We start from the raw sequence: 18,249 nt of genomic DNA on the forward strand, positions 1-18,249 counted from the left end.
CTGTGTCATTGAGAACGCAGCGAAGTGATCCAGGTAAATCATCATCACGCGAAGACTGGATTGCTTCGTCGCCACGCTCCTCGCAATGACGAGGAAACGCATCGCATCTGTTGATTTCGCATCATTCTTCCACTTCCAGCAGACGAGAGACGATTGCTGTGCGCTTTCAACGTCTTGGCGTCGGATCACGGCGCGCATCGCTGCATAAGGCGAAGTGGTGACGAACTCCGCCGCAAAGGGCGGAGTGGTGACGGCATGATGGCCGCCGTTTCGTCCGCGAAAACCGGCCAGGTCCGCCGGTGGGATACCACAGCAATTAGGAATTCGTTCCTATTGACTCTTGGCATAATGTATACCAATCTCAGCCAATCAGAGAGGACATGGCTGTCCTCCAGCATGAACCGTCCACGGGGAAGGTCATCCCCACCAGCGAGGAGGTTGTGATGAGAGTCGGAGACATCCTGAACAGGAAGAGCACCCGTATCGCCACCGTCCGCATGAACGAAACTGTCGCCACTGCCGCGCGGCTGCTGCGCAACGACAATGTCGGCGCGCTTGTCGTGAAGGACGTCTGCCGCACCGAGGGCAATGTTGCCGTCGGCATGTTCTCTGAACGCGATGTGGTGCGCGCCGTCTCCGAGCACGGGCAGGCCGGCCTTGCCATGAAGGTTTCCGCGCTGATCTCGGTTCAGAAGCTGGTGTCGTGCCAGTCCACCGACTCGATCGAACACGTGCGCGAACTGATGATCGACAATCACATTCGGCATGTGCCGGTGATCGACGACCACACACTGATCGGCGTGATCAGCATCCGCGACATCAACGCTGTGGATGGCCTTATTGCAATTCCCGAACTCGAAGCGACCCAACCTGCGTTTGTTGCCTGACGGTTCTCCCTGCAGAGCGCGATCACATGATCTCCCCGGTGGTGTGATTGCGCTCTGATCTTTTTTCGCTTCGCGATATTTCGGGAAACACCATGAAGATCTGTATTTACGGCGCAGGCGCGATCGGAGGCTATCTCGGCGTGCAGCTCGCGCGGGCGGGCGCTGACGTCAGCCTGGTGGCGCGCGGCGCGCATCTCGCAGCGATGAAGGCCAACGGGTTGAGGCTTCTGATCGGCGACGAGGAGCGGGTGGTTCATCCGCGCTGCACCGACAATCCAGCCGAGCTCGGTCCGCAGGATTTCGTCATCATCTGCCTCAAGGCCCATTCGATCACCGGCGTGATCGATGCGATGCAGCCGCTGCTCGGGCCGAAAACCCGCATCGTCACCGCGGTGAACGGCATTCCGTACTGGTACTTCTACAAGCATGGCAACGAGTGCGAAGGCTCGGCGCTGGAGAGCATCGATCCCGGCGGCCGTCAGTGGAAAGAACTTGGACCGGAGCGCGCCATTGGCTGCGTGGTCTATCCCGCGACCGAGATCGAAGCGCCGGGCGTCATCCGCCATGTCTATGGCGACCGCTTCCCGCTCGGGGAGCCCTCCGGCGAGAAGAGCGCCGATGTCGAGGCGCTGTCGGCGATGTTCGTCAGGGCCGGGCTCCAGGCGCCTGTGCTTGAGAACATCCGCGACGAAATCTGGCTCAAGCTGTGGGGCAACGTCTGCTTCAACCCGATCAGCGCGCTGACCCATGCCACGCTCGATGTGATCGGCAGCGATCCGGGCACGCGGGCGGTTGCGAAGTCCATGATGGTGGAAGCCCAGACCATCGCCGAGAAATTCGGCATCCGATTCCGCGTCGATGTGGAGCGGCGGATCGAGGGCGCGCGCAAGGTCGGCGCGCACAAGACCTCGATGCTGCAGGATCTCGAACGCAGCCGGCCGATGGAAATCGATCCGCTGGTCACGGTGGTCCAGGAGATGGGCACGCTGTCGAAAATCCCGACGCCGTCGATCGATATCGTGCTGGCGCTGGTGGCACAGCGCGCCAAGATCGCGGAACTTTATTGAGCGTGTAAGAGCCAACTCTCTGTGGTCGTCCCGGCGAAGGCCGGGACCCATACTCCCTGAAGTTAGCTGTGATGCGCGATGCGTTTTCTATCGTGAAGCCGGTGGTTATGGGTCCCGGCCTTCGCCGGGACGACGATGAAGGTTTGGAGGTTTTACCGTGACGAGTTGGGTTCGCTTTCGCCATCAGGATCAGATCGGGTTCGGCACGCTGTCGGGCCAGAACATCACCGTGCATCACGGCGACATGTTCGACAGCCCGAAGGCGAACGGCAAAACGCTCGCGCTGGCCGATGTCGAACTGCTGGCGCCCACCACGCCGTCGAAGATCGTGGCGCTGTGGAACAATTTTCATGCGCTGGCGGCGAAGCTTGAAAAGCCCGAGCCGCCGGAGCCGCTCTATCTTTTGAAGGCGCCGACCACAGCGGCTTCACCCAATGCGGTGGTGCAGAAGCCTGCCTGGTACGACGGCAAGGTGGTCTATGAGGGCGAACTCGCCATCGTGATCGGGAAGGTTTGCCGCGCGGTTTCGGTCGAAGAGGCCGACGATTTCATTCTCGGCTACACCTGCGTCAACGACATCACCGCCGCGGACATTCTCAACAAGGACCCGACCTTTCAGCAATGGGCGCGCGCCAAGGGATTCGACGACTTCTGCCCCTTCGGCCCGGCCATCGTGACCGGTATCGACCCTGCGTCGCTCACGGTCCGCACCGTTCTCAACGGCGCTGAGCGGCAGTCCTACAAGATCTCGGACATGATCTTCTCGGCGCAGGAGCTGGTCAGCAAGATCTCGCACGACATGACGCTGCTGCCCGGCGATATCATCGCCTGCGGCACGTCGCTCGGCGTCGGCGTGATGAAGGAGGCGGTGAATTCCATTACCGTCGCCATCGACGGCGTCGGCGAACTGACCAACGAATTCAGGAACTGATGTTTGGTTATCCCGGCCTTGGGTCTTTCTTCACCTCGCCCCGCGCTTGCGGGGAGAGGTCGCGAGCGAAGCGAGCGGGTGAGGGGCAATTTTCTTGTTTGATGGATGTTAGCCCCTCACCCGGAAGCTTCGCTGCGCTTTGCTTCCGACCTCTCCCCGTAAACGGGGAGAGGTGAAGAAGCCTCACCGTGAATTCTCAGGTTCGTTCTTCGTCATCTTGGTGCCGGTGAGTTCGGCGAACGCCGGGCCAAGGCCCGCCATGCGCACCAGCAGCGAGAGATCGTTCTTCTGCGTGCCGTTCAGTTGCGAATAGAATGCGCGCGTCGCGGTCTTCAGGCGGGTGATGGCGTCGCTTTCGGTGTCGAACGAATCGTCGCGATCCTTCTTCAGCCGCTTCTGATAGTCCTCGATCTGCAATGTGACCTCGCGCATCGCGCTTTCCACCGGCTGCCAGTATTTTTGCTGCGCCGGCGTAAGGTTGAGCCGCTTCTTGATGCCGGCGATCTGGGTGTCGTTCAGAAACAGCCGCGACGGCTTTTCGGATTTCGCGGCCTGCCGGCGCGGCAGCGTCACCGGCGCGTTGAGCCAGGCGCGTGCGGTCTCATACATATCATTCGGCAAACCGGCGTCCGTGCTCTCGGCAGGGGCAGGCGAGGCGATCACGCGGTCCTGCTTCGTCATCGCGTTGGAGACCGGATACCGAGCCTCGAACACGGGCTCGTCCGGCGTCAGCGACGCCGAGGCGCGCTGGAAGAACAACTGGTCGCCGAGCAGCCATCCACCCACGGCGGCAAGGGTGCCTGCGCCGCCTATCAGCACGAGATATGTTGTCCTGATCGCCAATGGGTTTCTCGATCGCGGGTTTCCGGTCGCGGAAAGCCGTCAAGTCTGCCGCAAAATGTTGAACAATTGTGGCTTTCCGAGGCTCCGACTCTAGCAGGCCTCGGCGCCTCCTTGCCAATATCGGGTAAATTAGCCCATTGGGGCCACTTTCGCAGCGCAAGACAGGGCAGCCCGGATCGGTTAAAGGGAGCGCAGCAGCGACAGGTTCCCCCGTTTCGGGATCGTCACCTCGTCCCGGAGAACATCAATGAGCGACAAAAAACAGGACGCCGGCAGCGCAATGGCGCAGTACGACGCAGAAGGCCGCGCGGTGCGCGCCAATATGGAAAAACTGCGCGCGCTGCGGCTCGCCAAGGAGGCTGCGGAAGCGGCATCGGCGCCCCCGCCCAAGGCGAAACGGGCGGCAGCGGCGAAGCCCGCCAAGAAGGAAGCCCCGGCGAAGCTGTCCGACTGGCTCGCCAATCAGCAAAAGGGCGGATTTCGCACCTGAGGAGCATGATCCTGAAGCGGGAACCCGTTTTCGGATCAGCTCATGCTCCCACAGCAGGCGGCATGACGGGAGAGCGCCATTGACGACGGTCTACGATTTCTCGGCTGCGACGCTGGACGGCGAAGAGCGTCCGCTCAGGACCTATGAGGGGCAGGTGCTGCTGATCGTCAACACCGCGAGCGCGTGCGGGTTCACGCCCCAATACGCGCAGCTCGAGGAGTTGCAACGCGCGCTCGGCCCGCGCGGCTTTTCGGTGCTGGGTTTTCCGTGCAACCAGTTCGGCGGGCAGGAGCCGGGCAGCGCGCAGGAGATCGCGGCGTTCTGCTCGCAGAAATACGACGTGACGTTTCCGATGTTCGCCAAGATCGATGTCAACGGCGACAAGGCGCTGCCTCTGTTCGATCACCTCAAGCGCGAGAAGCCGGGGCTGCTCGGCGCCTCGATCAAATGGAATTTCACGAAATTCCTCGTCGACCGCGCCGGCAAAGTCGTCGCGCGGTACGGCTCGACCACCTCGCCCAGAGCGCTGACCCGCGACATCGAAAAGCTCCTGTCATCCGGGACGCTGTGATTTAAGACCGCTGTAACTTCAGAATAACAAGAAGCAGGATATGACGATGAGCGAATTGCCCGACCGCCTCTCCACCGACCCCCGCAGCCCGTACTACAACGCCGAGGTTCTCTCGCGCGATGTCGGCATCCGCTTCAAGGGCGTCGAAAAGAACAACGTGGAGGAGTACTGCGTCAGCGAGGGATGGGTGCGCGTGACCGCAGGCTCGTCCAAGGACCGCTACGGCAATCCGCTGACCATCAAGCTGACCGGCCCGGTCGAGCCGTATTTCCGCGACGAGCAGTAAGTTCGATTCTGCCGCTGCCCCTTTGCGGGCGGCGGCTAATGGCGGCGCGCGTTGGCCGCTTCGGCGCGCTGCCGCGCCGTCTCAAAGGCCGCCGCGGATTCGTCGTGCCGCTCAAGCTTCTGCAGGCTGAGGCCGATGGCCGCCCAACTGTCGATCAGGCCGGGCATCAGCGCCACCGCGCGCTGATACGCCGCCAGCGCGTCTTCATACCGGGCGAGGCCGGACAGCGCGTTGCCCCTGTTGTGATGGGCCAGCGCATAGTTCGGCTGGAGCGCGGTCGCCCTGTCGAAATCGGCCAGCGCAGCCTCAAAGTTTTTCAGATCGTTGTAGACCGTGCCGCGATTGCTCAGGGTTTCGGCGTCGTCGGGAGTGATCGCAAGCGCCTGCGTGAACTGTGTCAGCGCTTCGTCCGGGCGGCCCAGCGCCTTGAGCGCAAGCCCGTGATTGTACAGCGCGACGTGAGCGCCCGGATTGAGCTTCACGGCGGACCGCAGAAACCGCTCGGCTTCGTCGTATTTTCCGGTGCCGACAAGAATGGCGCCGAGCACACTGAGCGCCAGCGGATGATCTGACGTCCTGCGCACCAGCTTGCGAAGGGTTTTCTCGGCCTCGCGCGTGCGCCCGGCCTGAAGGAGCGAGATCGCTTCACTGAACAGGATGTCGGTCGAGGCGGCCACTGTCGATCTCGCTGAAATTGATGTGGAGTTGATGTCGGCCGGTGCCGCCGGTGCTGCCGAGAACCGCGGCAGGCCGGAACTCATGGTTGGACGATATAGTATCCGCCGACGACGAGGATGAGCGCGAGCACCACGATGACGCCGAGGACGGCAGCGATGATCGCTCCCAGTCCATGCGAATCCAGCCAGTTCTGAAGTGCTCTGCCCGCTCTCATGCCGGTCTTCTAGACCAGTTTGCGCGGAGATGGAAACCGGGGTGCGGCAAAAAGGACCGGACGGTTACCGGGCCTTTTTGTTGTCCACGACTTCGGTCACTGGCCGGTCGGTGCCCCGGACGGTTTCCTCGCGCCAGTTGCCCTGGCCGTCCTCGAACTGGATGACCTCGGTCCGGCCGGGCACCCGCTGTTCCGCCGCGGCGCGGGTGGCGGCCGCGCGCGCCGCCTCGTGGGTCGGAAAGGTCTCCGAAAACACGTTGTTGAACTTGTACGCCCAGCCGCCGTCGTGCTCGACTATCTCGTAGACCACCTTGACCATGCTGGCACCTCAAGTTTGCGGCGGGACTGGACCCTTAACTTGATCCCTGCCGCCGCCGATTTCAACGTCCTGATTGCTGCAGGTTCCAGCCGGACGGCTAACCCAGCCCGCCCAGGACATCCTCGACGATCCTGCGTTCCTCAGGCGTGAGCGGGGTTTGCGGCGCAATCGGATCGCCCACGGCATAGCCCTGCATCTCCAGCCCGGCCTTGATGCAGGCGGCGAGATTGAACCGCGCGAACACCTCGTTGACCCGCCACAGTTTGCGCTGAAGCGTGATCGCTTCGTTCCAGCGCCCCGCCTTGCACAGATCGTAGAGCTTCACGCTTTCGCGCGGTACGATGCAGGCCGGTCCCGCCATCCAGCCGACGCCGCCGATCAGCATCACGGCGGCGGGAATGTGCGCCGATGCCGCGAAGACGCGCATCCTGTCGCCGCAGCGGTTGATGATGGAGAGCAGGCGCCCGGTGTTGTTCGAGGCATCCTTGATGTACTGGATGCGCGGATGCTCGGCGAGGCGCGCGATCACGTCGAGGGTGAGATCGGAGCGCTGGAAATTCGGATTGGTGTAGATCACCACCGGAATATCGACGGCGTCCGCGATGGCGCGGAAATAGGCCTCGACCTGCGCGTCCTTCACCGGGAAGTACGCTTCCAGAATGGCGAGAATGCCGTCCACACCGAGCGCCTGATAGGCCCTAGCCTGCGCGACGGCGTCTGCCGTCGATGTCGATGCCACGCCCGCGATCACCGGCACACGCTTGGCTGTGGCCTCCACCGTTGCCTTCACTACGGTGGTGCGCTGCTCGCGGCCGAGATAGGCGAACTCGCCGGTCGAGCCGAGCGGCGTCAGCCCGTGGACGCCGGCCTTGATCATGTCGTCGCAGAGCCTGCCCAGAACATCGGTCTTGATGCTGCCGTCGGTTGCGGTCGGCGAGACGAGGTAGGGAAACACACCGTGCAAGTCTTTTGGCAAGTCTTTTGGCAGGTCTTTTGGCAAGTCCTTTGGCAGGTCTGTTCGCTGGTCGGTCATTGCGGGCTTCGCTCTCTTTGGGGCGCGTTAACGATTGACGCCTGTTTTCAACGTTTCGATTGAACTTCGCAACCCTCGCACAGCATGATGTGGACGTGCTGCGTGCATGCGACACAAGATGTCGGTCAGCCATCTGGCTAGCATGGTATGAATCGCTGATTCGGGCGCGTTTCGTTCCACCCGCGTTCCAAACCTTAAGATCGCGCAACATCTTCGCTGGTTACCCCGTCACGTTATGAGACAGTTTGCGCCGAACGTGCGGAAACGTGCACGATGCCTTGAGCCAATGATGAGGTCGGACATGACGAGATTGCTGATTGCCGCTGCGCTGCTGACGCTGATGCCGCACGGAGCGATGGCGCAGGACGTGCCGGGCATCGAGATATGCACCGCCGAGAAAACCATGGAGCGCCGCACCGGCTGTCTCCAGAGCAATGTGAATTTCCTCAAGGCGTCGCTGACCAAGGCTTCATTGGAGAGCCAGCAGAAGATCGACGCCGCCAACCGGCAGATCGATGCGCTGAAGGCGACCGTGATCGGGCTGCAGAACACTGTGGCTCAGTTGCAAGGTCAGGTGCAGGCGCTGGGCAAGCCGGCGAACGGCGCAGCCAAGGACGCGCCGAAGGAAGCGCCAAAGGCGCCCGCCGCGAAGTGACACGGGCCGCCGCTGGATATTCAATGTCGTCCCCGCGAAAGCGGGGACCCATAACCACCGGGCGGAACGTTCGGGAGAAATTTTTCGCCCATCCAGTGCAAACTCGATGTCAGGGAGTATGGGTCCCCGCCTTCGCGGGGACGACGTGTGGTGGGTTCATGCCATGAGTTCTGCTTCTTCATCAAAATCGAAGCGTCCCACGCGGAAAAAACCCGTCGCCTTCGTCTATGTGCTCGGCTGCTTTCACAAGGGCCGTTACATCTCCTATGTCGGCTGGACCAATGACGTGACGCAGCGGCTTGCGAAGCACAACAATGGCACCGGGGCGCGCTCGACACGCGGGCGGGCCTGGACGTTGCTGCACACCGAACCGTTCCAGACGCGCAACGAAGCCATGAGCCGCGAATGGCATCTCAAGCGCGACCGGGCCTTCCGGAAAAAGCTGATGGACGCGGTGAGGGCGGGGCAGAGCGCGTCCTCACCTCGCCCCGTTCTTACGGGGAGAGGTCGGATTGCGAAGCAATCCGGGTGAGGGGCGCTTTCGCGAAATCGTGATTATTTGCAATATGCCCCTCACCCCAACCCTCTCCCCGCAGGCGGGGAGAGGGAGCGCGTCCGCGAGATTCTCGGAAACTGTAAATGACCCCGGCGACCCCATCCCCATCCCCGATCGTGATCGACGCCGCGCACACCCGCGCCAGCCTGCCGTTCGACCGGCTGATTGCCGCATTACGCGAAGCCTTCACTGTCGGCGCGGACGTGCCGCTGCGGCACCATCATTTCATGCCGCAGCCGGACGGCTCGACCGCGACCATTCTCATCATGCCGGCATGGCAGCGCGCCTTCATCGGCATCAAGATCGTCACGATCTTTCCGGAAAACGGCAAGCGTGCCCTGCCGGGACTGTTTTCGAGTTATCTGCTCTGCGACGGCGAGACCGGGCAGCATATCGCGCTGATCGACGGCAACGAGATCACCTCGCGGCGCACCGCGGGCATCGGCGCGCTCGGCGCGGACTTTCTCGCCCGCAAGGACGCGCGCAGGCTGCTGGTCTGCGGCTCGGGCCGGATCGCGAGCCTCACAGCGGATGCGTTTCGCGCGGTGCGGCCGATCGAGACTGTCGCGGTGTGGAATATCAACGAGGCGGGCGCAGCGCGGCTGGTGTTCGATCTCCGCGCCAGAGGCATCGACGCCCATGTCGCGACCGATCTGGAGCGCGCGGTGGGCGAGGCGGATATCGTGAGCTGCGCGACGCTTGCGCACAAGCCGATCATCAAGGGTGAATGGCTGAAGCCCGGCGTGCATCTGGATCTGGTCGGCAGCTTCACGCCGTTCATGCGCGAGGCCGACGACGAGGTGTTCCGGCGCGGGCGCATCTGGCTCGATACTTACGATGCGCTGAAGGAAAGCGGCGAGCTGCTCGACCCGATCCGCGACGGGGTGATTGCGCCAGATGATATTCGCGGTTCACTCAATGAGCTGTGCAAGGGCGAACGCAAGGGCAGGACCAGCGATAGCGAGATCACCGTGTTCAAGGCGGTGGGCAACGCGCTGTCGGACATTGCGGCGGCAGGGCTGGTGTGGAGGGATTTTTCGGCGAAGGGCTGATACGTCTGGCACGTCATTCCGGACAACGCGCTTTTGCGCGTTGATCCGGAATCCAGCTTTTATTGAGCGACTGCTGGATTCCGGGTTCGCTCGCAAGCGCTCGCGCCCCGGAATGACGACGGGGTTTGATAAGCCGGCCCTGCGTCCTCGCGCTGGTCACAACGGACACGAGCGGATAGATTTTGCTTCGTCAAATGGTGAGGCCCGCATGCTGGACTGGTTCGGTGGTGATTACGGCCCGCTTCTGGGACGGTTCAGGCGATGGCTGGACGGCAAGCCAACCCGCGATTTTTCCAGCTCGCCGCCGCTTCATAAACTCGGGCGGCTTGGACTCATGGCGCTGGCGCTGATTCTTCTGATGGCGCCGCTCTGGTGGCTTTTCACACGATAGATCTGCCGTTCCCGCACTGGTCATCGCTGAATCCGCGCGATAGGTTTTGCGTGCAAAAATCAAAAACACTGTCCGGGAGGTCTTCATGTCCAACATCCGCGTCATCGCAACCGGTCTCGAGTTTCCAGAAGGGCCGGTGGTGATGCCCGATGGCTCGGTGGTGCTGGTGGAAATCCGCCGCCAGACCCTGACGCGGGTTTATCCCGACGGACGCAAGGAGATCATTGCGAAAATTCCTGGCGGGCCGAACGGCGCGGCGCTGGGACCGGACGGCAAGATGTACATCTGCAATAACGGCGGCTTCTCCTGGGCGCCGGGTCCGGGCGGCAACATCATGCCGGGCGCGCCGCGTCCGTCGGAATATATCGGTGGCTCGTTGCAGCGTGTCGATCTCTCAAACGGCAAGGTCGAGACGCTGTTCACCCATTGCGGCGAACGGCAGCTCAAGGGGCCGAACGACCTCGTGTTCGACAGGGAGGGCGGGCTCTGGTTCACCGATCTCGGCAAGCGCCGCGCGCACGATCTCGACGTCGGCGCCGTCTACTACATGAAGAAGGGCGGCACAGAACTCGTCGAGGCTGTGCCGCACATGCTGCCCGCCAACGGCATCGGCCTCTCGCCGGACGAGAAGACCGTCTATGTCGCCGAGACGCCGACGGCGCGGCTATGGGCGTTCGCCATCGGTGTGCCGGGACAGATCGCGCCGGTTGAACCGATCTATCGCGGCGAAATGGGCAGGCCGATTTCCGGTCTCGGCGGCTATCAGATGTACGATTCGCTGGCCGTGGAAGCGTCCGGCAACGTCTGTGTCGCGACGCTGATCTCGGGCTGTATCTCGGTGATCGCGCCGGATGGCAAGCTGGTGGAGCAGGTGCCGACCGGCGACAACGTCACCACCAACATCGCGTTCGGCGGGCCGGAACTGAAGACCGCCTACATCACGCTGTCCGGCAAGGGCGAGCTGGTGGCGATGGACTGGCCGCGCGGCGGCCTGCCGCTGAATTTTCTGAGTAAGTAAGGCGCATCCCATGGCATGGCTTGAGCCGATAGTTCTCGAAGGATCACATGCGCGGCTTGAGCCGCTGTCACGGGATCACGCCGCCGAACTCACGGAGGCCGTGCGCGACGGCGAGTTGTGGAAGCTCTGGTACACCTCCATCCCGTCGCCGGAGGCGATGCAATCCGAGATCGAGCGTCGTCTCGGTTTGCAGGCGGCGGGATCGATGCTGCCGTTCACGGTGAAGGATGCCGATGGCAAGGTCGCCGGCATGACGAGCTACATGAATGTCGATGCCGCCAACCGGCGGGTCGAGATCGGCTCGACATGGTATGCAAAGCGGGTGCAGCGCACTCCGCTCAACACCCAGTGCAAGCTGCTGCTGCTCACCCATGCCTTCGAGACCCTGAACTGCATCGCGGTGGAATTCCGCACGCATTTCTTCAATCATCAGTCGCGGCGCGGCATCGAGCGGCTCGGCGCCAAGCTCGACGGCGTGCTGCGCAGTCACCAGATCGCGCCGAACGGCACCCTGCGCGACACCGTCGTGTACAGCATCACCGCCTCGGAATGGCCGACGGTGAAAGCGCACCTGACCTATCAGTTGCATGAGAGGACGCGGTAGTCGGGCGCGCCGTGTCATCCTGAGGTGCGAGCCGCTCTTCGCGGGGAGCCTCGAAGGATGACATTTCTGGCGGGTGTTGCCACGAGGCGCGCAAGAGCGCGCACCTCAGGATGACGTTCCTTGCCTCCGGTTCCGGATTTAACTTTCGCGGCGGGCATTAAGGTTTAAACGCAGGTTTCGTTGCGCGCGCAAACCGCCGGACTAACGTCTGATTGCGGACAATTGCCCATGTCCGTTAACGACAAGACGGGGCCGTCGGCCGGTATACTGCGATCGGCGGCCCTCGCCATGAGGCAATCATGTCCGAGGCTGTATTCGTTCTTGTTCTGGTGTTCGTGGCCGGTTTCGGCATCGGCTACGGTGTGCGATCCCAGATGGTCATCATGCGCCGAGCCAAGGCCCGCCGCAGGGTGTGATGGGCCCGCCGCGCGGAAGCATTACGCGTCAGCGCGCAGCGCAAGCGAACCGATAAATTCAGGTGACGTCGAGGAATCGGCGGATCTCGTCGAGAAAGATCGGCAAGCCCGAATCCTGTTCGAGCGGGATATGATTTTTGCCCGGCAGCGTGACGAGGCGTGCGCCGGGGATACCTGCTGCAAGCTCCCGGCCTGACGCAATCGGTACCCTTCGGTCATCGCGGACATGCATGACGAGGGTGGGCACCTTGATTTGCGGCAGCAGATCGCGGACGTCGAAGTTGATCACCGTTTCCAGATATCTGACGGCGCATTCAGCCGACGCGCTGACACGCTGGGCTTCGTTGAAGGCGTCCATCTGTTCCTTCGTCGCAGCGGGGATCATCGACGCGGTGAAGAGTTGCCGGAAGGTCGGCTCGTTCGCGCCCCAGCCGAGCTTCATCAGCGTTTTCATCGCGTCGAACTGCTCGCGTGCGGCGGGCGTCACGTTCGGGCTCTTGTAGACGCCGGCGGCAAAGCCTCCATAGAGGATCAGATGCGAAACCCGTTCCGGATGCCGGATCGCGAATGCGATCGCCACCGCGCATCCTTGAGACAACCCAAGAATCGGAAACCGGTCCAGTCCCGCCGCGTCGGCAACACTCTCCATGTCGCTCACCCAGTGATCCAGCGAGATGTTGCCGACGTCCCAATCCGACAGCCCGTTGCCCCGCGCGTCGAAGCGGACCAGCGAAAAGCTGGAAGCCAGTTCGAGCAGGAGACCGCGGAAGATCGGCAGTTCCCAGTCGTATTCGAGATGCCCCAGCCAGTGTGCCGTGCGCAGCAACGGCGGGCCGTTGCCGACCTTCGCGAAAGCCAGCCGGACGCCGTCGGCCGCCTTGCAGTAGCGGATCTCCTGTTGAAGATTCGCGCCGGTCAGAATGCGCGCCGCCTTGGATGAGCCGTCATGGAGGTCGATCGCAAAGACCTCGATCGGCCGTGCGATGTTCTTCAGGTTCTGACGGCCCATTTCGCGGAACTGAAGCTTGAGCTTGCCTTCGATCTGATCGAGCACCTGCCGGGAAATACAGATGCCGCCCCTCGGCGCGATACTCTCCAGCCGCGCCGCGACGTTGACGCCATCGCCGAAGATTTCGCCGCCGTCCTCGATCACATCGCCGATGTTGATGCCGATGCGGAATTCGAGCCGGCTCTCCTCGGGCACCTTCGCGTTCCGTGTAATCATCGCGCGCTGGATTTCGACCGCGCAGCGCACGGCTTCAACCGCACTGGCGAACTCCGCCAGCAATCCGTCGCCGGCGGTGTTGATGATGCGGCCGCGATGTTTCCTGATCCGCCGGTCGATCAGGTCGTGGCGGTGCGCCTTCAACTGTGCGTGGGTGCCTTCCTCGTCGGCGCCCATCAACCGGCTGTAGCCGGCGACGTCCGCGGCGAGAATGGCTGTCAGGCGGCGATCGACGTGCTTCTTGGTCACGCGGCACCTCGCATCCGAGGCGGCCAGTCTATGCGGGCGGGGCGGCAGTGGCCAGCATGGCGTCGCGCTTCATTCTGACCCGGTGGCAAGGGCCTTGTTCCCGCGCGGGCGCGCTCAGCATTCCGCGTCGTCCCCGCGAAAGCGGGGACCCATAATCACCGAATTCACGTTAAAGCGAGATGCCTGCGCCGCTTTTTCAGCGCCAAGCCAGAACGATGGGCTGGGGTGTCTGGGTCCCCGCTTTCGCGGGGACGACCAGTTGAGGAATGGTGCGTCGTTCGAGAACGCACGCCATTCAGCAAACAGAGACCGCGCTCAGACTTCCCGGCGGCTGAGGAACGCGAGGCGCTCGAACAGGTGGACGTCCTGCTCGTTCTTGAGCAGGGCGCCGTGCAGCGGCGGGATCAGCTTGCGCGGATCGCGTTCGCGGAGCTGCTCCACGGTCATCTCTTCGTTGAGCAGCAGCTTGAGCCAGTCGAGCAGTTCCGAGGTCGAAGGCTTCTTCTTGAGGCCCGGCACTTCGCGCACCTCGAAGAATATCTTCATCGCTTCCTGTACCAGACGCTTCTTGATGTCCGGGAAGTGGACCTCGACGATCTCGCTCATGGTGTCGATGTCGGGGAACTTGATGTAGTGGAAGAAGCAGCGGCGCAGGAACGCGTCCGGCAGTTCCTTCTCGTTGTTCGAGGTGATCATGATGATCGGGCGCTGCTTCGCCTTGATCGTCTCGCCCGTCTCGTAGACATGGAATTCCATGCGGTCGAGTTCGAGCAGCAGGTCGTTCGGGAATTCGATGTCGGCCTTGTCGATTTCGTCGATCAGGAGCACCGGGCGCTTCTCGCTGGTGAACGCGTCCCACAGCTTGCCGCGCTTGATGTAATTGGAAATGTCGGACACGCGCGGATCGCCGAGCTGGCTGTCGCGCAGGCGCGAGACGGCGTCGTACTCGTAGAGGCCCTGCTGCGCCTTGGTGGTGGACTTGATGTGCCAGGTCAGCAGCGGCGCATCGAGGGCCTTGGCGACTTCTTCCGCCAGCACGGTCTTGCCGGTGCCGGGTTCGCCCTTCACGAGCAGGGGACGTTCGAGCACGATCGCGGCGTTGACCGCGACCTTGAGATCATCGGTGGCGACGTAATTCTTGGTGCCGGTAAATTTCATCGAAGGTTGCCTTGTTAAGTCCTGTTCGCCACGCGGAACACGAAAGAGTTCAAACAAGAAGCGACCGTTTTTGAAACGGCCGCTTCCGAGGATCGATTAGGTCGTCACGCCCGCCGGATCAACGACAGGATGACCAGCACGATGATGCCGCCGATCGCGGCGTTGATGATGGCGCGGATGATGCCCGTGCCGAGATTGATGCCGAGTTGCGGCAGCAGCCAGCCGGCAACGACAGCGCCGACGATGCCTATCACGATATTGCCGAGCAATCCGAAGCCGCCGCCCTTGACGATCAGCCCAGCCAGCCAGCCCGCGATCGCGCCGACGATCAGCCAGACGATAATGGATTCAATGCCCATCAGCCAAACCCCCTGTTTAAAACGCAGTTATCTGCGTCCCGGTCAACGCCGCGAACCGTCCGGCTGGAGCGGTCCGGGTGGCGTCAAACAACAGTTTAAATGAAATGGCACGGCACGCCAGCGGGCGCCAGTGCTGTTTTTGAACGCAAACCTGCCTTGCAGGGCTCAGGTCTGCTGATTTCGAGCAGACCCGTATAATCGGATGTTGTAGCTTCACCTCTCCCCATTGGGGAGAGGTCGGTGCGCGAAGCGCGCCGGGTGAGGGGGTTCGATTTCAAGATATTGAGCATCGAACCCCTCACCCCGACCCTCTCCCCCGAGGGGAGAGGGAGTTCATGCACTTGACGGAAGCGGCTTCGGAGGCGATCTAGGTCCCATGTTCCTGCAATTCTTCACATCGCTGCGCGACGCGCAGGTTCCGGTTACGCTGCGTGAATATCTGACGCTGATGGAGGCGCTCGACGCCAATCTCGCGGATCAGAGCGTGGAACATTTCTATTATCTGTCGCGCGCGGCACTGGTGAAGGACGAGCGCAATCTCGACAAGTTCGACCGCGTGTTCGGCACCACCTTCAAGGGCCTCGAAAGCCTGCTCGACGCGATGGAGAAGGCGGAGATTCCCGCCGAGTGGCTGCGCAAGGCCGCCGAGAAATATCTCACCGAGGAAGAGAAGAAGCAGATCGAGGCCATGGGCTGGGACAAGCTCATGGAGACTCTCAAGAAGCGTCTCGAAGAACAGAAGAAGCGTCACGAGGGCGGCAGCAAGTGGATTGGCACCGGCGGCACCTCGCCGTTCGGCGCGAACGGTTACAATCCCGAAGGCGTGCGCATCGGCCAGGAGAAGAACCGCAACTTCTCGGCGGTGAAGGTCTGGGACAAGCGCGAGTTCAAGGATCTCGACGGCAACGTCGAACTCGGCATCCGCAACATCAAGGTGGCGCTGCGCCGCCTGCGCAAGTTCGCGCGCACCGGTGCGCCTGACGAACTCGATCTCGACACCACCATCAAGGAAACCGCCAATCACGGCTATCTCGACGTGCACATGCGCCCCGAGCGGCGCAATGCCGTGAAGGTCCTGATCTTCTTCGACATCGGCGGATCGATGGACGGCCACATCGCGCAGGTCGAGGAACTGTTCTCGGCGGCGAAGGCCGAGTTCAAGCACATGGAGTACTTCTACTTCCACAACTGCCTCTATGAAGGCGTGTGGAAGAGCAACAAGCGCCGCTTCACCGACCGCACGCCGACCTGGGACATCCTGCACAAGTACCCGCACGACTATAAGGTCGTGTTCGTCGGTGACGCCTCGATGTCGCCCTACGAGATCGTGGTGCCGGGCGGGTCTGTCGAGCACGTCAACGAGGAGCCGGGCTCGGCTTGGCTGGAGCGCGTGACGCGCACCTATCCGCACACGGTCTGGCTCAATCCGGTCGCGCGCAAGCACTGGGATTATTCGGAATCCACCACCATCATCCGCAAGCTGTTTTCCGAGCGCATGTTCCCGCTGACGCTGGAAGGCCTGGAGGGCGCGATGAAGGAATTGACGCGGTAGTTTTCTCCCTCGCCCTGCGCTTGCGGGGAGAAGGGCATCGCGTGATTTTTCATGTTGTCGTCCCCGCGAAGGCGGTGACCCATAACCCCTAAGCCATCGTTATCGTGCTCTCGGCGTTCCAGCTCTTCGGCTCCTAAAGCTATGACAGTGAGTATGGGTCCCCGCCTTCGCGGGGACGACCCGTTGTGAGATGTTGTATTCTCCTTCATGCCCGGGCTTGTTCCGGGCATCCACGCCTTTAAGGTGGCGGGCAAGACGTGGATAGCTGGAACGAGTCCGGCCATGACAAGAAACGAAAGAGCTGCCCCCAAATGCCCTCCACCATCACCCGCGGCTACAAGAAACTGCTCGACGAGGCCAACGCCCAGATCGAGACCATCAATGCGGCGGAAGCCGTCGAACGTTTTCCGCAGGGCGGCGTGGGACAGGATGAAGTCGTGATCGTCGATCTGCGCGATCCGCGCGAGATCGAGCGCGAGGGCCGCATCCCCGGCGCATTCCATTGTCCGCGCGGCATGCTGGAATTCTGGATCGATCCGGACAGTCCCTATGCCAAGCCGGTGTTTCAGGAAGACAAGAAGTTCGTGTTCCAGTGCGCCTCGGGCTGGCGCTCGGCGCTCGCCGCCAAGACCGCGCAGGACATGGGCCTCTCTCCGGTGGCGCATCTCGGCGGCGGCTTTACCGCATGGAAGGCCGCCGGCGGGCCGATCGAGAAGGTCGAGCCGAAGAAGACTTAGTTCAATCATGAACCGTCACACGCGGGCTTGACCCGCGTGTCCATCTTGAAAGATGGATTGCCGGGTCAAGCCCGGCAATGACGATTGAGGAAGAATGCCCATGCCCACAACCGATCCTCTCGTTTCCACCGAATGGCTGGCCGCGCACCTGAACGATCCGCGCGTGAAAATTCTCGACGCGACGTTCAAGCTGCCCGGCGTGCTGCCGCTGCCGAAGGACGACTATCTCGCGCAGCACATTCCGGGCGCGGTGTTCTTCGATGTCGACGCGGTGTCGGATCACGCAAGCGCGCTGCCGCATATGTTTCCCAGCGCCGAACAGTTTGGACGCGATGTCGGCGCGCTCGGCATCAGCAACGATGACACCGTGGTGCTGTACGATGCCGGAGGGTGGGTCGCTGCGCCACGCGGGTGGTGGATGTTCCTGTCGTTCGGCCACCAGAATGTGCGCGTGCTCGATGGCGGGTTGAAGAAGTGGCTGGCGGAAGGCCGCGCGGTCGAAGGCGGCGAGGTGAAGCCAAAACCCGCGGCGTTCAAGGCGACGTTCGATACAAAACGCGTCCGCAGCATGCAGCAACTGATTGGAAATCTTGAGAGCAGGGCCGAGCAGGTGATCGACGCGCGGCCGAGCGCTCGCTTCGAGGGCAGCGTGCCGGAGCCGCGTCCGGGTCTTCGCGGCGGACATATTCCCGGTGCGCGAAGCGTGCCCTATGCGGGGCTGTTCGATGCCAATACCGGCGCGATGAAGCCGCTCGGGGAACTCCGCGCGGCGTTCACCGGCGCGGGGGTCGATCTCGACAGGCCGATCGTCACGAGCTGCGGCTCGGGGGTGTCGGCCGGCGTGCTGACGCTGGCGCTGTACCGGCTCGGGATTGCCGACACCGCGCTCTATGACGGCTCATGGGCGGAGTGGGGCGAGCAGGGCGGACCGCCGGTCGCGACCGGGCCGGCATAGCCG

The 18,249-nt window shown here is 62.5% G+C and carries 23 protein-coding genes; 15 read left to right on the plus strand and 8 right to left on the minus strand.

All coding sequences use genetic code 11. The features are described 5' to 3' along the window. Nucleotides 1-443 precede the first annotated feature (443 nt). The 3 genes from ACP7AL_RS06980 (at nt 444) to ACP7AL_RS06990 (ending at nt 2,885) form a co-directional block, all read left to right on the plus strand. On the plus strand, nt 444-887 hold the full coding sequence (locus ACP7AL_RS06980) for a CBS domain-containing protein (protein WP_006021811.1): 444 nt from the start codon (nt 444-446) through the stop codon (nt 885-887). A gap of 92 nt (nt 888-979) precedes the next feature. Then, nucleotides 980-1,954, plus strand: a complete 975-nt coding sequence (locus ACP7AL_RS06985) for a 2-dehydropantoate 2-reductase (protein ID WP_425990141.1) — start codon at nt 980-982, stop codon at nt 1,952-1,954. A gap of 157 nt (nt 1,955-2,111) precedes the next feature. Next, a complete protein-coding gene (locus ACP7AL_RS06990) occupies nt 2,112-2,885 on the plus strand; it encodes a fumarylacetoacetate hydrolase family protein (protein WP_006021809.1) in 774 nt (257 codons plus the stop codon). A 183-nt stretch (nt 2,886-3,068) separates the two neighbouring features. Here ACP7AL_RS06990 and ACP7AL_RS06995 read toward each other — a convergent pair whose 3' ends face one another. Next, the gene (locus ACP7AL_RS06995) at nt 3,069-3,728 is read right to left on the minus strand and encodes a hypothetical protein (protein WP_425990144.1); all 660 of its coding nucleotides are present in this window, start codon (nt 3,726-3,728) and stop codon (nt 3,069-3,071) included. Nucleotides 3,729-3,975: 247 nt separating this feature from the next. On the opposite strand from ACP7AL_RS06995, the gene ACP7AL_RS07000 reads away from it, so the two are divergent. The 3 genes from ACP7AL_RS07000 (at nt 3,976) to ACP7AL_RS07010 (ending at nt 5,075) form a co-directional block, all read left to right on the plus strand. Beyond that, on the plus strand, nt 3,976-4,218 hold the full coding sequence (locus ACP7AL_RS07000; protein ID WP_006021807.1) for a hypothetical protein: 243 nt from the start codon (nt 3,976-3,978) through the stop codon (nt 4,216-4,218). A 79-nt stretch (nt 4,219-4,297) separates the two neighbouring features. Then, nucleotides 4,298-4,789 (plus strand): glutathione peroxidase, encoded by a 492-nt coding sequence (locus ACP7AL_RS07005; protein WP_425990146.1) that lies wholly within the window; start codon nt 4,298-4,300, stop codon nt 4,787-4,789. A gap of 46 nt (nt 4,790-4,835) precedes the next feature. Further along, nucleotides 4,836-5,075: a DUF3297 family protein gene (locus ACP7AL_RS07010; protein ID WP_006021805.1), complete on the plus strand. Its 240-nt coding sequence runs from the start codon at nt 4,836-4,838 to the stop codon at nt 5,073-5,075. A gap of 35 nt (nt 5,076-5,110) precedes the next feature. Here ACP7AL_RS07010 and ACP7AL_RS07015 read toward each other — a convergent pair whose 3' ends face one another. The 4 genes from ACP7AL_RS07015 to ACP7AL_RS07030 all read right to left on the minus strand — a co-directional run bounded on the left by ACP7AL_RS07015 (nt 5,111) and on the right by ACP7AL_RS07030 (nt 7,319). After that, the gene (locus tag ACP7AL_RS07015; RefSeq protein ID WP_425990147.1) at nt 5,111-5,752 is read right to left on the minus strand and encodes a tetratricopeptide repeat protein; all 642 of its coding nucleotides are present in this window, start codon (nt 5,750-5,752) and stop codon (nt 5,111-5,113) included. Nucleotides 5,753-5,832: 80 nt separating this feature from the next. Continuing rightward, on the minus strand, nt 5,833-5,967 hold the full coding sequence (locus ACP7AL_RS07020; protein WP_425990149.1) for a hypothetical protein: 135 nt from the start codon (nt 5,965-5,967) through the stop codon (nt 5,833-5,835). Between the two features lie 64 nt (nt 5,968-6,031). Next, the gene (locus ACP7AL_RS07025; protein ID WP_006021802.1) at nt 6,032-6,286 is read right to left on the minus strand and encodes a DUF2188 domain-containing protein; all 255 of its coding nucleotides are present in this window, start codon (nt 6,284-6,286) and stop codon (nt 6,032-6,034) included. A gap of 97 nt (nt 6,287-6,383) precedes the next feature. Next, on the minus strand, nt 6,384-7,319 hold the full coding sequence (locus tag ACP7AL_RS07030) for a dihydrodipicolinate synthase family protein (RefSeq protein ID WP_425990151.1): 936 nt from the start codon (nt 7,317-7,319) through the stop codon (nt 6,384-6,386). Between the two features lie 301 nt (nt 7,320-7,620). Here ACP7AL_RS07030 and ACP7AL_RS07035 point away from each other — a divergent pair, with 301 nt between their 5' ends. The 6 genes from ACP7AL_RS07035 to ACP7AL_RS07060 all read left to right on the plus strand — a co-directional run bounded on the left by ACP7AL_RS07035 (nt 7,621) and on the right by ACP7AL_RS07060 (nt 11,595). Beyond that, nucleotides 7,621-7,974: a hypothetical protein gene (locus tag ACP7AL_RS07035; protein WP_006021800.1), complete on the plus strand. Its 354-nt coding sequence runs from the start codon at nt 7,621-7,623 to the stop codon at nt 7,972-7,974. A 163-nt stretch (nt 7,975-8,137) separates the two neighbouring features. Continuing rightward, nucleotides 8,138-8,506, plus strand: coding sequence for a GIY-YIG nuclease family protein (locus ACP7AL_RS07040; protein ID WP_425990153.1), 369 nt, complete (start codon nt 8,138-8,140; stop codon nt 8,504-8,506). Nucleotides 8,507-8,613: 107 nt separating this feature from the next. Next, nucleotides 8,614-9,582 carry an ornithine cyclodeaminase family protein gene (locus ACP7AL_RS07045; RefSeq protein WP_425990155.1) on the plus strand — a complete coding sequence of 323 codons (969 nt, stop codon included), beginning with the start codon at nt 8,614-8,616 and terminating at the stop codon, nt 9,580-9,582. 208 nt (nt 9,583-9,790) lie between these two features. Then, nucleotides 9,791-9,973, plus strand: coding sequence for a hypothetical protein (locus ACP7AL_RS07050; protein WP_006021797.1), 183 nt, complete (start codon nt 9,791-9,793; stop codon nt 9,971-9,973). Between the two features lie 85 nt (nt 9,974-10,058). Beyond that, nucleotides 10,059-10,991 (plus strand): SMP-30/gluconolactonase/LRE family protein, encoded by a 933-nt coding sequence (locus tag ACP7AL_RS07055; protein WP_425990157.1) that lies wholly within the window; start codon nt 10,059-10,061, stop codon nt 10,989-10,991. Between the two features lie 10 nt (nt 10,992-11,001). Further along, nucleotides 11,002-11,595 carry a GNAT family N-acetyltransferase gene (locus ACP7AL_RS07060; RefSeq protein ID WP_425990159.1) on the plus strand — a complete coding sequence of 198 codons (594 nt, stop codon included), beginning with the start codon at nt 11,002-11,004 and terminating at the stop codon, nt 11,593-11,595. A gap of 474 nt (nt 11,596-12,069) precedes the next feature. Here the strand turns inward: ACP7AL_RS07060 and ACP7AL_RS07065 are convergent, their stop codons facing one another. The 3 genes from ACP7AL_RS07065 to ACP7AL_RS07075 form a co-directional block, all read right to left on the minus strand. Then, on the minus strand, nt 12,070-13,485 hold the full coding sequence (locus ACP7AL_RS07065) for an alpha/beta fold hydrolase (protein WP_425990161.1): 1,416 nt from the start codon (nt 13,483-13,485) through the stop codon (nt 12,070-12,072). 315 nt (nt 13,486-13,800) lie between these two features. Next, a complete protein-coding gene (locus tag ACP7AL_RS07070; RefSeq protein WP_006021791.1) occupies nt 13,801-14,643 on the minus strand; it encodes an AAA family ATPase in 843 nt (280 codons plus the stop codon). A 104-nt stretch (nt 14,644-14,747) separates the two neighbouring features. Then, a complete protein-coding gene (locus ACP7AL_RS07075) occupies nt 14,748-15,002 on the minus strand; it encodes a GlsB/YeaQ/YmgE family stress response membrane protein (protein WP_002712978.1) in 255 nt (84 codons plus the stop codon). Nucleotides 15,003-15,378: 376 nt separating this feature from the next. Here ACP7AL_RS07075 and ACP7AL_RS07080 point away from each other — a divergent pair, with 376 nt between their 5' ends. From ACP7AL_RS07080 to sseA, 3 genes are all read left to right on the plus strand, one after another. Further along, entirely contained in the window at nt 15,379-16,554 is a 1,176-nt protein-coding gene (locus ACP7AL_RS07080) for a vWA domain-containing protein (RefSeq protein WP_425990164.1), read from the plus strand. Nucleotides 16,555-16,865: 311 nt separating this feature from the next. Next, nucleotides 16,866-17,291, plus strand: a complete 426-nt coding sequence (locus ACP7AL_RS07085) for a rhodanese-like domain-containing protein (protein WP_425990166.1) — start codon at nt 16,866-16,868, stop codon at nt 17,289-17,291. 100 nt (nt 17,292-17,391) lie between these two features. Further along, the gene (gene sseA / locus ACP7AL_RS07090; RefSeq protein WP_425990168.1) at nt 17,392-18,246 is read left to right on the plus strand and encodes a 3-mercaptopyruvate sulfurtransferase; all 855 of its coding nucleotides are present in this window, start codon (nt 17,392-17,394) and stop codon (nt 18,244-18,246) included. Nucleotides 18,247-18,249 lie beyond the last annotated feature (3 nt).

Source organism: Afipia sp. DC4300-2b1, assembly GCF_049895725.1.
Lineage (GTDB): Bacteria > Pseudomonadota > Alphaproteobacteria > Rhizobiales > Xanthobacteraceae > Afipia > Afipia broomeae.